The sequence below is a fragment of the Kribbella sp. NPDC050459 genome, from assembly GCF_040655315.1.
GTDB lineage: Bacteria > Actinomycetota > Actinomycetes > Propionibacteriales > Kribbellaceae > Kribbella.
Window position 1 is genome coordinate 1,090,059 of sequence record NZ_JBFAJQ010000001.1, and the last position, 12,156, is coordinate 1,102,214.

11 protein-coding genes are annotated in these 12,156 nt (G+C 67.7%); 5 read left to right on the forward strand and 6 right to left on the reverse strand.

Features of this window, described 5'->3' with window-relative positions:
* Nucleotides 1-7: 7 nt before the first annotated feature.
* The 3 genes from AB0I12_RS04945 to AB0I12_RS04955 all read right to left on the reverse strand — a co-directional run bounded on the left by AB0I12_RS04945 (nucleotide 8) and on the right by AB0I12_RS04955 (nucleotide 5,192).
* Complete coding sequence (locus AB0I12_RS04945) at nucleotides 8-808, reverse strand: alpha/beta hydrolase (protein WP_359924669.1); 801 nt, start codon at nucleotides 806-808, stop codon at nucleotides 8-10.
* Entirely contained in the window at nucleotides 702-3,905 is a 3,204-nt protein-coding gene (locus AB0I12_RS04950; protein ID WP_359924671.1) for a carbohydrate binding domain-containing protein, read from the reverse strand. The genes AB0I12_RS04945 and AB0I12_RS04950 overlap by 107 nt, the downstream gene beginning before the upstream one ends.
* Before the next feature lie 258 nt (nucleotides 3,906-4,163).
* Entirely contained in the window at nucleotides 4,164-5,192 is a 1,029-nt protein-coding gene (locus AB0I12_RS04955) for a hypothetical protein (RefSeq protein WP_359924674.1), read from the reverse strand.
* 227 nt (nucleotides 5,193-5,419) lie between these two features.
* Here AB0I12_RS04955 and AB0I12_RS04960 point away from each other — a divergent pair, with 227 nt between their 5' ends.
* Nucleotides 5,420-6,100 (forward strand): helix-hairpin-helix domain-containing protein, encoded by a 681-nt coding sequence (locus AB0I12_RS04960; RefSeq protein WP_359924676.1) that lies wholly within the window; start codon nucleotides 5,420-5,422, stop codon nucleotides 6,098-6,100.
* Nucleotides 6,101-6,124: 24 nt separating this feature from the next.
* Here the strand turns inward: AB0I12_RS04960 and AB0I12_RS04965 are convergent, their stop codons facing one another.
* Together AB0I12_RS04965 and AB0I12_RS04970 are read right to left on the reverse strand one after the other, a co-directional pair.
* A complete protein-coding gene (locus AB0I12_RS04965) occupies nucleotides 6,125-6,760 on the reverse strand; it encodes a response regulator transcription factor (RefSeq protein ID WP_359924679.1) in 636 nt (211 codons plus the stop codon).
* Nucleotides 6,757-7,962, reverse strand: coding sequence for a sensor histidine kinase (locus AB0I12_RS04970; protein WP_359924681.1), 1,206 nt, complete (start codon nucleotides 7,960-7,962; stop codon nucleotides 6,757-6,759). Before AB0I12_RS04970 ends, AB0I12_RS04965 begins: the two co-directional genes overlap by 4 nt.
* 163 nt (nucleotides 7,963-8,125) lie before the next feature.
* Between AB0I12_RS04970 and AB0I12_RS04975 the strand changes: the two genes are divergently transcribed.
* Both AB0I12_RS04975 and AB0I12_RS04980 read left to right on the forward strand, forming a co-directional pair.
* Nucleotides 8,126-9,208, forward strand: coding sequence for an ABC transporter permease (locus tag AB0I12_RS04975; RefSeq protein WP_359924683.1), 1,083 nt, complete (start codon nucleotides 8,126-8,128; stop codon nucleotides 9,206-9,208).
* Nucleotides 9,205-9,900, forward strand: a complete 696-nt coding sequence (locus AB0I12_RS04980) for an ABC transporter ATP-binding protein (protein WP_359924685.1) — start codon at nucleotides 9,205-9,207, stop codon at nucleotides 9,898-9,900. Before AB0I12_RS04975 ends, AB0I12_RS04980 begins: the two co-directional genes overlap by 4 nt.
* Before the next feature lie 90 nt (nucleotides 9,901-9,990).
* On the opposite strand, the gene AB0I12_RS04985 is transcribed toward AB0I12_RS04980, so the two are convergent.
* Nucleotides 9,991-10,230: a hypothetical protein gene (locus tag AB0I12_RS04985; RefSeq protein WP_359924688.1), complete on the reverse strand. Its 240-nt coding sequence runs from the start codon at nucleotides 10,228-10,230 to the stop codon at nucleotides 9,991-9,993.
* 278 nt (nucleotides 10,231-10,508) lie between these two features.
* Here AB0I12_RS04985 and AB0I12_RS04990 point away from each other — a divergent pair, with 278 nt between their 5' ends.
* Nucleotides 10,509-10,967 (forward strand): hypothetical protein, encoded by a 459-nt coding sequence (locus tag AB0I12_RS04990; RefSeq protein ID WP_359924691.1) that lies wholly within the window; start codon nucleotides 10,509-10,511, stop codon nucleotides 10,965-10,967.
* Nucleotides 10,968-11,232: 265 nt separating this feature from the next.
* Nucleotides 11,233-11,727: a hypothetical protein gene (locus AB0I12_RS04995; protein ID WP_359924694.1), complete on the forward strand. Its 495-nt coding sequence runs from the start codon at nucleotides 11,233-11,235 to the stop codon at nucleotides 11,725-11,727.
* Nucleotides 11,728-12,156: the final 429 nt, after the last annotated feature.

Genomic DNA, 12,156 nt, shown 5'->3' on the forward strand with positions numbered 1-12,156 from the left:
TGCGTCCTCAGGTCCGGGTAAGACCGGTCAGCCACCGCTCGCACAAGGTGGTCCAGACGCCCACAACCGGGTCGTCGGTGGCCAGCCCGAGGCCGTGGATTCCGTGTGGAAAGACGTGCAGCTCCATCGGTACGCCGGCAGCGGTCAGCGCTTCGGCGTACCGCATTGCGTGCCGCGGGCTGACTGATGCGTCGTCGGCCGTCGTCCAGAGGAAGGTCGGCGGAACCGCGGCGTCCACGTACCGGTCGACCGACACCCGACGCCGATCCTCGTCGCTCGGGTTGTCTCCGAGCACGTTCGCCGTCGAGCCGGGATGCGCCTCGACCTCGAAGCTGATCAGGGGATAGGCGAGGATGCAGAAGTCCGGCCTGGTCCGTGCCGGCGCGATGTCAGGGCAGGTCGCGGTCGAGAGGGCGGCCGCGAGGTGGCCGCCTGCCGAGGAGCCGATCACGCCGACCGGCGTGTGCTCGCCGGCTCGCTCGCGCATCCAGGCCAGTGTCTCGCGAGCCTCCTCGAGTGCCTTCGGCCAGGCGTTCGGCCCGACGGCGTACCGCAGTACGACGGCATCGAACCCGAGGTTCGACAGCCAGCCGGCGTAGGCCTCGGCCTCGTGGGCGGCATGCTTCTGGTAGCCGCCGCCCGGCAGGACCAGGACGGACGCCCGCGGCTGGATGCCGCGGGCGGACGAGTCGTTGTTGATATCAGGACCTTTCCATGGGTTGAACAGGAAGATACTGCGCCGGGTTCTTCGTCTGGCCGATGCCCGAGCCCCATTCCAGGTAGCCCTTGCGGGCCCCGCCGTCGGCATCGTTGACGAGGAACGAGAAGGAGAAGTTCCGGGCGTTCGGATCGACGCCCAGGTCGCTCCACGGCAGAGTCACCGAGTAGTTGGTGACTCCGTGTGCTTCGTCCCGGGTGATCTGGGCGCTGCCGCCCGGCACTGGGCCGGCGGTACCGGAGAAGCGGTACAGAGCGGGGCCTGTCGCGAGGAGAGCGGCGCCGAACTCGGTCCTGGCGGCCGACTGGCCTGGCAGGCCGGGGGAGAACGCCATCTGGACCGAGTCTCCACGCCACAGGTTCGCCGCGGAATCACCTGCGGTCTGCTGGTTGTCCGTGATGCCGGCGTGCAGCGTGACGCCTTGCTTGTCGTACGACAGCCAGGCGTTGCCGCCGAGGTCGGTAGGCCCGGAGACGGAGCCGCCGTTGGTGACCCAGTTCCCGTTGCTGGTCAGGTCGATTTTCGGTACGTCGCGGTCGCTGGTGCGGTAGACCGGCGCGAAGGCCGTCGTGCCCGAGATCTTCCGGGTGGTGCCGCCGTCCACGGTGGCCGTGATCTGGTACGTCAGGGGCTTCCACAGCGGGAGCCTGCCTGAGTTCAGATTGACCGTCAGGGCGCCGCCGGGCGCCACGTCCTTGCCAACGGTCTTGGTTCCCGAGGTCCCGCCGATCGTCCAGTCCAGCTTGTCGACAGGGACGGGCCGACGGCCGGCGAGGTTGGCGATCTGCAGCCGAGGCGTGGTCGACCCGTCGGGGCCGGTGACTGGCGTCAGCGTGAGGGCTGGGTTGTCGATGACGCTCGTCGAGCCGCGCAATACGGCGACCAGTTGGCCGTCACGGGTGGCAGCGACGGTGACCGGCTTGGTCCCCAAGGTGGTGAATGCGGGCAGCGTCACCTCGCCTGTCGTCGCCTGACCGGCCGGCACGGACAGGCTGGTCGAGGTACCGGCATCGGTCGTCAGGGTGATGTCGCCTGCCCAGCTGGTGGCGCTGGCGGCGTCGAGGTTGACACTCGCCGGTACGTCGTCGCCTGGTGCCGCGTACGTCGGCACGCTGAGGGTCGCGCCGGGTGAGGTGACCACCGAGATGCCGGTGATCGTCGTTCCCTCGAGGTACACCGGGTCGCCGTCCAGATCCAGCTGAACAGGCGTCGTCGAACCATCGGCCTGATGAGCTGCTCCGAACGTGTCGACGTAGGTGAACGGGCCCGTGGACGTCACCGCCACACTCGTCGGCGTGGTGGCCCACACGACCCGGGTCCTGGCGCCGCTCGCGGAGTAGATGTAGGAGCGGACCCCGCCACCGACGGTCTCGCGGTTGGAGTACTGCAATCCCGAGATCTCGCGGTTGAGTGTCGCGTAGGCGACGTACGCCGGCTTCGGGGCGAATGCGGGAACACCCGACACGGGCTGCCGCAGGATTCCGTAGTTCGCGAGCGTGTCCGTGGGCGGTGCGGTGGCGACCATGTCGTACACGAACGACTTGGCGACACCCGCGGCGTTGAGGAGTACGAAGCCGCGCGAGATGTAGTCGGCCTGCTGGCGCTCGCTGTTGCCGCCGGACGGGGTCGGCCAGCCGTGCTCGGTCCACCACAGTGGCTTGGCGGCGCCGCCCGGGTACTGGCTCAGCAACGAGCGGAGCGCGGCGATCTCGGCCTCGGTCTGTCCTTCCGGAGCCGACGGCCAGTCATAGGTGTGGAGGCTGAGCGCGTCGATGTAGTTGAGTCCGCCGAGGTCGAAGAAGCGGGTGAGCCAGGCGGTGTCGATCTCGGCGAGTACCGGGCCGACGACCTTGGCGCCGGGCGCCGCCGCGTGGATCGCGTCGGAGGTGGGCTCGAGCAGTTGCAGGTAGCAGTCCGCCGTACGTCCGCAGGCGCCGTCGTTGAAGCTGAGGTTGTACTCGTTGTAGACCTCGTAGTCCGCGGCAGCACCATAGTGCGCGGCCGCTGCGCCGGCGAAGGCTGCGAAGGCAGCGATGCCCTCGGGAGTACTGGGCGTCTTGTTGTTGTCGTACAACGGGTTGCGGTAGTCGAGGATGATCAGCGGGCGGACGCCGATCGCGAGCAGCTTCGCGACCTGGGTCTCGTACACGGCCGGGAACGTGTACACGCCGGCGGTCTTCTCGATGTTGGTCCAGTTGAGGTCGAACCGGAGGTTCTGCACGCCCATCGGGCCGACGGCATCGCCGAGCTGTGTCGCGTTCGTCTGCCCGATGTGATGGCCGATGCCGAAGGGGTGATCCGCCAGCCGGGGCCGTGCCTGCCCGGTGCGGAGAACGGCCAGCGATGTCGTCCGGATCACCGGCCCGTCCGGACCGGTCCCCGACAAGGAGAGGTCGTAGTACCCCGGTTGCAGGCTGTTCAGGCTCAGGGTTCCGGTACCGCTGGTCAGGCTCTGTGTGCCCCGGCCTGCGAGCTGACCGTCCTGCGTGGTCGCCGACCAGTCGACGCTGGTGAGGTTCGAAGACAGCGCCACCTGCACATTGCCTTGGGTGAAGACGAGACTTGAGTTCGAGACGCCGATGGAGGTCGTCGTCGCCGAGCCCGTCTCGAAGCCCGCGTTGGTGAGCAGGTTGGTCGAGGAGCCTGCCGCGGTCATCGACACGTCATCCAGCCAGACGGTGCCGACGTCCTGCGAGATCACCCGGAACGTGTACGACGTCTGACCGGCCGGGATCGTGTACTGCCAGGTCAGCTTCTGCCAGTCGTAGGTGCCGCCAGGGAAGATCTGCCGCTGGGTCCACGCGTTGTCGAGTGGGACGAACGCGCCCGCGGCCGCCGACAAGTTGGAGGCCTTCACCCAGGCACTGAAGGTGTAGACCGTCGATGGTTGGACGGTGACCGACTGGTTGATCTGGCCGTACACGTTTGGGGCCTTCGGAGTGGCGTTGTCGATCCGCAGCGAGGCCAGCCCGTCGTACACGCCGGTGCCGAGTGCGGCGCTGAAGGTCAGGTCGGGAGAGCCGGACAGCGACTGGTTCCAGCCGTCGAAGCTCGCTGCCTCTTCTGCCGCGCCTGCGGAACCGGCCCCCACCAGGAGAGCCGCCACCACGCCGGCAGCGGCGAGTACGCCGCCGATCATCCGTCGGCGACGCGGTGGAGCGCTACGTCGTGCTATGTCGATCGTCATCGAACCTCCATCGAGCGGGATGAAGCACTGAAAAAGCGCTTTCTCAACTGTGTCGCTGAAGCTAACAGCGGCAGGCTGTTTACGGAAGAGAAAGCGCTGTTTCAAAATCCGATCGACGTGTAGGACAGCTGACGAGGTCGACCGGCTCGGAGGCCAGGTGGACCTGCGGCAGCAGGCCCGCGAAAGACCCGACGACCAAGCCTGTACGCCGGGCCGTCGGGTCACCCCTTTCCGTGACTTGGCTGTGAGCTGATGGAGTCAGCAGCCCAGCCAGAACACAGGATGCGTCTGCTGGCCGTCGATGAGCCAGCCAGCCGCTACGCCGTGGTCGCTGAGCGTGACCGCCGCGCCGCTTTCGCCTCCGGCGACGCCTGGCAGCGGGACGATTCGTCCGCCGCGGTGGGCGATGGCGGCGGGCAGACCGGACCCGGACACGGCCAGGTCGCCGTGCCGGTTGACCGCCGCCGCGCGACCGACGACGCCGGGCACGTTGGCCGCTCGTGCGTGGATCCGCCAGGCGGCCGGCATCTCGCCGGCAGGGCTGATCAGCCCGCCGGCGATCCATCCGCGGCGGATCTTCCAGGTGTACAGGTATGGCTCACCGCCTGGACCGCGAAGTACCCGGGCCGGACCCCCGCGGGGCCAGATGTAGCCCACTGTCGTCGGGGAGTGCGAGCCTCCGATCACGGTCCCGTCGTCGTCGATGTCCACCGCGTACAGGTCCCTGGTGCTTGCGCCGGGCGGCGTGGCGAGTTCGTGCGGCGTGTCCGGGTGCCCAGCCGGCCAGACCACCACGTGCGCCTCGAAGGTGGAGGGATCCTGGGAGACTCCCAGGATGTCACCGCGGGCGTTGACCGCCACTGCGTCGGTCCGGTGGCCGAGGCGCAGGCCCGCCAGGGTGGTGAACCGCCCGTCCTGGTACCGCCAAGCCCTCGACTGTCCATCGCCCCACTCGGATCCGACCAGCGTTCCCGACGTGTTCACGTCTTTGATCAGCACGTGCTCGTACGGGGTCTGCAACTCGTGCAGCCGCCGGTCGATCCACAGCAGTGGGGCCGACTCCTCCGGCGTGATCCATCGCGCGCCGATCAGGTACCGGCCTGATGGATCGCCGCCGGTCACCACACTCTCACCGGGCAGTGTCGGCTGCGGCAGACGCTGGACCCGGCATGCGCCCGCGCCCGCGGCGGTCCCGGCGAAGCTCGGCACAGCGACCGCGCCTGCCGGGAGGGCGGCGACGGCCAGGACGGCGAGGGCGATTCGGATCGGTTTACGGATGGTGCTCATGACGTCCCCCTTTCGGACACCCGCTTGGACGCGTTCCCGGAGATCGCAGTTTGGCTGCCGTTGATGAAGTGCCTCAACGGGCACGCGGCGCAACCGGAATAGGTGTTGCTCGGTCGCACTTGCCCCCGTGCGCAACTTCGCTGCCGGGCGCAGCATCGAGTTGATGAAGGCTGTTTCGGCCAGGTCGGAACCTGTGCTGACGTTGGCCGGCACACCAAGGAGTCGACGTGAATGATCCGTACGGTGAGGCACAACCTGGATCGGGGCCGGTTCCCGCCCGGCGGTTGGACACGCGGACGCAGGTGATCAGCTGGCTGTGGGCGGTCTCGCCTCTGGTCACCTTCGGTCTTGCCACTCCTGTGACGTTCCTGTGGGCCGCGCAGCGGGCGCGGTCTCGGCATTTCGTGATCGCCGCAGTCCTGTACACCGCGTCGGTCGTCCTGTTCTTTGTCCTGCCGGACGACGTCGGCTTCGTGTTCTTCGTTGTCGCCTGGCTCGTGGGCACGGTGCACGCACTCGCCTTTCGCGCTTCGGTCTTCGGCACGCACCCGCCGATCCAGGGGACGGCGTTGGATGCTGCGATCGAAATGGCCGAGGATCGTCGTGAGCTGCGGCGCAAAGCCCGCAAGATCGCCACCGAGGATCCGGTCCTGGCGCGTGAGCTGGGAATTGGACGGCCCGACGCGCAGTGCAACTTCGATGATGGCGGGTTGATCGACGTCAACTACGTTCCCGCTGATGTGCTCCTGCGGCTGTCCGGGATGACTGCGGAGATGGCCGAGCGCGTGGTGCAGGTGCGCGAGATCCGTGGACCGTATGTGTCTGTTGACGAGCTCAGCGTCTTCGCCGAGGTCCCACCCGGCCTCGCCGACCGCCTCGCCGACTACCTGCTGTTCCTTCGCGAGTAGAGGTTCTCCAGGTCGACGCCGGGATTAGCGGCGGATGAGGCCTAGCTGAGTGGCGGTGGCCAGGGCGGCTGTGCGGGAGTCGACGTCGAGCTTGGTGTAGATGCGGGCCAGGTGCGATTTGACGGTGCCTTCGGTGAGGTGGAGGCGGTCGGCGATCGCCCGGTTGGAGAGGCCTTCGGCTACCAGAGCGAGGACCTCGGTTTCGCGCCGGGTGAGCGCCGTGATCGGCGTACGGAGTCTGTTCATCAGCCGGTCGGCGATGGCTGGGGCGAGGCTGGTACGGCCGGCGGCGGCGGTTCGTACGGCGGTTGCGAGTTCGTCTGGTGCGGCGTCCTTGAGCAGGTAGCCGGTGGCACCGGCTTCGATCGCGGGGAGGACGTCCGCGTCGGAGCCGTAGGTCGTCACCACGAGTACGCGCGGGGCGGCAGGATGGGCTGTGATCAGAGCCGTTGCCTCGGCGCCGCTCATGCGTGTGCCGAACTGCAGGTCCATCAGGACCACGTCGATGCCACCTTCGGCGCAGCGGGCGACGGCGTCCTCGGCGGTAGCGGCCTCGGCGACGACCGCGAGGCCGGCTTCGGTGTCGAGTACGGCGCGCAGCCCGGCCCGGACGATCGGGTGGTCGTCGGCGAGGAGGACGCGGATCGGGGTGTCGGTCACGCAGGAGCCTCGGTCTTGGCAGGGACGGCGAGTGGCAACTCGGCCACCAGCGTGGTGCCACGCTGTGGGCTGGATCCGACGTGCAGACTCCCGCCGAGTTCCTCCATCCGGGCACGCATGGCGGCAATCCCGAAGCCGCCGGTATCAGAAGGGGCGATCCGACGAATTGGGTCGAAGCCCACGCCGTTGTCGGCGATCCGGACTGCGACGCGGTCGCCGAGGTAGTCGAGTGCGACGTCGACTGTTGTGGCTTCTGCGTGTTGGACCGTGTTGGCGAGGGCGGACTGAGCGATGCGTAGCAGCGCTACCTCCTGCTCGGTCGACAGCGGCACCGGCTCGCCACTGCTGCTCCACCGCGCGGTCAGCCGAAGCTGAGCGGAAGTCGCGGTGCACAGCCGCTCGAGCGCTCCGGCGAGCGAGTTCCGCTCGAGCGCGGGCGGTGTGAGTGCAGCCACGAAGCGGCGGGCCTCGGCGAGATTGTCCCCTGCGGTCTGGCGGGCTTGGGCCACCTGCGGGCCGGCGACCTCGGGACGATCAGGTAGCGCACGTTCCGCGGCGCTCAGCAGGAGGTGGATACTCGACAGGCCCTGCGCGAGAGTGTCGTGGATCTCGCGCGCAAGGCGTTCGCGCTCGGCCAGCATTCCTGCGTTGTGCTGAGCGGTGGCTAGGTCAGCCCGGGTGGCAGTCAGGTCATCGATCAGACGCCTACGTTCTTCGCTCTCGCGGTACAAGGCCTGGTAGCCCCGTACGACCGCCACGGCTACAGCAGCGCCAAGCGCCGGTCCGATCGCGACAGCCGGGCTGAATGAGTGCTGGTGGGCAGCGAAACCGGAAATGGCCGCAGCTGCGGTGACGAGTACGGCGACCAAACCAGCCCTGCGAGGCAGCAGGTGCAGTTGGAGGAAGTACAACGGGAAGGCGACCCACACGCCGTCAGGGGACAGGGCCAGCAGCGCCAGCCACACCAGCCCGACAACCGCCAGCCACCACGCAGCCGCAGTCTTCGAGACGCGGACGCGGGGCAGCAGCGGCCCGACGGCGTACGCCAGCCCGCATCCGGCGGCCAAGGCAACGATCCAGCCGGCGTTGGGTCGGCTGTCGATCACGGCGCGGGTGGCGGCAAGCGCGAGCAGACCGATGATCAGCAGGTGCAGGCACCACATCAGAGTTCGGCTGGTTGGGGTCAGGGCAGAAGTCCTCACAATGTCTCCAGACTACGGAGCCGGACACGTTGGGACATCCATCGAAAGTTACAGGCGGCGCCCTGCGTTTCGGCCCGGAGAGTGCTGTCCCGTGCCAGATGCGTAGGCGTCGGCCGGCGGCGAGGCTGGAAGACATCACATCTTCTATCGCTGGAAGGCCGCCGTGTTCGTTGCCTGGAGAGATCTGAGATTCGCCAAGGGGCGGTTCGCCCTGATGGCTACAGTCATAGTTCTGATCACACTGCTGGTCGGCCTGCTGTCGGGCCTGACCGCCGGTCTGGGGCAGCAGAACATCTCCGCGATCACAGGTCTGCCGGCCGACAAGATCGCTTTCCAAGCACCGAGCGGTGGGCAGAAGCTGTCGTACTCCAACTCGACCGTCACGGAAAAACAGTGGCTGGAGTGGTCGAAGGTACCTGGAGTGGCGAGGTCCGAGCCGCTGGGGATCATCACCACCAAGGCCACTGCCGGTGACAAGAGCATCGGAGTCTCCGCGTTCGGCGTCCAGCCTGGCTCCCGTCTCGCGCCTGACGGCGGCAAGGTCGACGGGAGGTCTGTCGTGCTCTCCGCAGCGGCTGCCGAGGACCTCGGCCTGGTTCCCGGTGGCACGCTGTCGCTGGCTGGACAGGAGCTGGAGGTCTCCGCGGTGCAGGGGGATGCTTCGTTCAGCCACACGCCTGTCATCTGGATCTCTCTGGACACGTGGCAGAAGATCGCGCCGCGATCCGATGTTCGGCCCGCGGCCACTGTGATTGCTCTCACCACCACCTCTGCAGTCGATCTCGCGGCCGGAGATCAAGCGGCAGGTACCAGAACAGTGTCGACCAAGGACTCACTGTCCGCGATCGGCTCCTACACCTCCGAGAACGGCTCGCTGCAGCTCATGCGCGGGTTTCTCGTCGCGATCTCGGCGCTCGTCATCGGTGCCTTCTTTACCGTGTGGACAATTCAGCGCAGCGGCGACGTCGCCGTACTCAAGGCACTCGGCGCCTCCACGGCGACCCTACTCAAGGACGCGTTGGGTCAAGCTGTGGTTCTCCTGGTCGGCGGCACGCTGATCGGAACCAGCATTGCGGCCGTTGTCGGCGCGCTCGTGTCGGGTTCCGCCGTACCTTTCCTGCTCACTCCGGCCAGCATTCTCCTGCCGGCCGTCGTGCTGGTCCTGCTCGGCGCGCTCGGGGCCGCGCTTGCTATCCGCCGCATCACCTCCGTCGACCCCCTGACCGCTTTGGGAGGCGTCCGATGAGCCTGATCCTGACCGACATCACTCTCACGTACCCAGACGGCGACACGCGTCTGACGGCGCTCGACAATGTCGGGCTGGAGGTTCCGAGAGGCTGCCTCACCGCGGTGATCGGCCCGTCCGGCTCGGGCAAGTCCAGTCTGCTGGCGGTAGCGGCGACGCTGATCAGGCCCGACTCCGGTACGGTCACCATCGACGGCACGCCGACCACCCGACTCAGCCGCGCAGAACTCACCAACCTGCGCCGCAAGTCCATCGGCATCGTCTTCCAGCAGCCCAACCTGCTGCCCTCACTCACCGCCGCCGAGCAACTCCAGGTCATGGCCCAGATCGACGGCCGCCAACCGTCCAAGGCTCGCGCCCGCGCGATGGAGCTGCTCGACGCCGTGGGCATGGCCCGGTACGGCGGACGCCGCCCGCACCAACTGTCCGGAGGCCAACGCCAGCGCATCAACATCGCCCGCGCCCTGATGAACAACCCCACAGTCCTCCTGGTCGACGAGCCGACCAGCGCCCTCGACCACGAACGAGGCGCAGCAGTCATCGACCTGATCGCCCGCCTGACCCACGAACAGTCCACCGCCACCGTCCTCGTCACCCACGACCACACCCACCTAACCACCGCCGACCAATCCGTCGAAGTCCATGACGGCCGCATCCGGCCCGCTGACACGCTCACAACCGCAAAGCCTTGAGCGACACGACTGGGCAGGTCACACTCGCCCGCCGCCGCGAGTGGAGTGACTACCTCTTGCCATGCCAGACGAGGTTTCGTCAGGCCGCGGCTAGCCGGCCACGCGGCGGAGGATGCCGGAGCGCATGCCTTCGAGGGTCCGGTCGATGTGGACGGTCGCCGCTTCGCGGGCGGCCATGCCGTCGCCGCGTTGGAGGGCGTCCTGGATGCTCTGGGGCTCGAGCGCGGCGTCGCGGTGGTGGCGGCCGACAACATGCCGCGGTACGGCGATGGCCGACCATCTCGCGTGTCCGGCCCGGACGGCGACTGGCTGGACCTGCAACGCGTCCACGATCTGACGATCAAACCGCCCGGTCGGAAGTTTTGTCTGTCGATCCGCCTGATCTGTGCCGACGCAGCGGCCGTCCCCTCCGAGTTCGGTCCGAATCAGGTCCCGGGCCACATCACCGTGGTCGGGAGGTGGCATGCCCCCGCCCCGGTGAGCAGGTACGGCTCGGTGACGAGAGCATCGAGGTCGAGACACAGACTCCGGAAAGCCCTCCTCCACAGCCACGTGCGGACAAGACCCACCCACCATGCCCGCCACCTCCCGAGGGCTGGCCACACAATGTGAGCTGGTACGAGGGCTGGCCACATAGCGCGGTCTCGGATCTGGACCTGGACATCCGCGACCTGGAATCGTCCGGGGCGATGGTCCATCGGGCGGTCTTCCGCCCCTCGGAAGACCAGGAAGTCCTCGTCGTAGCCGCCACCGACGTCGAAGCGGTCGCCCGCAGGCTGTCCGCAAGCCTCCCAGGTCAGCTCTGCGTAGTCCGAAGCCGCTTCACCCGCGCCCAACTGGACGAGGTCCGCGACGTCCTCCGTGCCCACTTCCAGGAGTGGCGACTGGAAGTCTTCGGCACCGGCACCTCCGACCCCCACGGCCAGCCCTTCGCCACAGCCCTACCCGTCCAAGTCACCCCCGAACTGGCCGCCTGGGCCGACACGCTCCCCAAAGGCCTACTCCTCCTCAACCCGACAATCCCCCCGCCTGAAAACCAGCAGCCCAACCGAGAGGCAGGAGGGTAGGAGCAGTGGGCTGGGCTTCATCGCCGGCGCCATCGCCACCGCGCTCCGGCACCGAAGCGGAATCCCTCACGAGATCCGCGGAGTACAAGCACCCGTCCCGCCGTAGTAAACCGTCTACTGGACCCGCCGCCCCCATCACACCTAGCGGTACACGGTGGTGAGCGTCGACGGCATCGGAGGACGGTGGCGGCGGTGATTCGTCGCGGCGGTCCTCGTCTGGGATCCGGGCACGTGCGATTACAGTTGCGCCTGGAGGGATCGAATCATGGTGATGGGGAATCAGGACATCAGCGTCTGGGACGCGGAGTTGCACCGTTCCGGCCGAGTGGTCTTCGCGGTCCGGCGCGCGCTGGCCTTCGGCGGGCTGGTCGTCGTGCTGACGCTAGCCGGCATCCCGATCGTCTCGGTCGTCCGGGACCTCGATACTCGCGGGACCTGGTTCACCATCCGAGTGGGGCTCCTCGCCGCGCTCCTCGCCGGTTGTGTCGCGCTCGCCGTCTTGTTCCTCCTCGGCCACCCGCGGGCGACCGTCAACGCTGCCGGCATTCGCTTCGCTTGGTGGCGTCAGATCCGGTGGTCCGAGTTCGAGGGTGCCACGCTCGTTACCCCCACCAACGGCCTCGCCGCCCCGTACCTGACGATCTCCTCCACGCGCGGGACCAAACTCCACATTCCTCAAACGAACGTCGGAGACCTCGGCGCCTTCGCCGCCTGGCTCGCTAAACTGCACACCCAACACCACCTGAAGGCCAACAGTTGAGCGCCTCACTTGCGCTCACGGCAGTCGGCGAAGGCTCGGACCGTCCTTTGGTTGGTCCAGGCGGCTAGGTCGTCCCAGGCCTTCTCCCGTACTCGTCGACCTCGGGTCTTCGTTGATGGGTGGACCAGGTCGCGGCTTGTGCTCGGTAGCGCGCTTGCGGTGGATGGAGCACGCCGCGAATGCAGAGCACGATGGCCACGTCGAGCCATCTGTCAATGTGGTCGGACATCAAGGCCAAGCCGCTGCCGCCAGGACCAGGATGGTCAGACATGCGCCAACGGTCGGATGCCTTCCGCGTCCACGCAGTATGCGGGCGGATTGGTCGCTCGGGCAGACGTTACGATGGGCCGCTGAGGGACAACGTGCTTAATTAAGCTCGTGCGGATGCGGATGCCTGGTCCACGCAAGGTGGAGCCTAAATCACCAGGT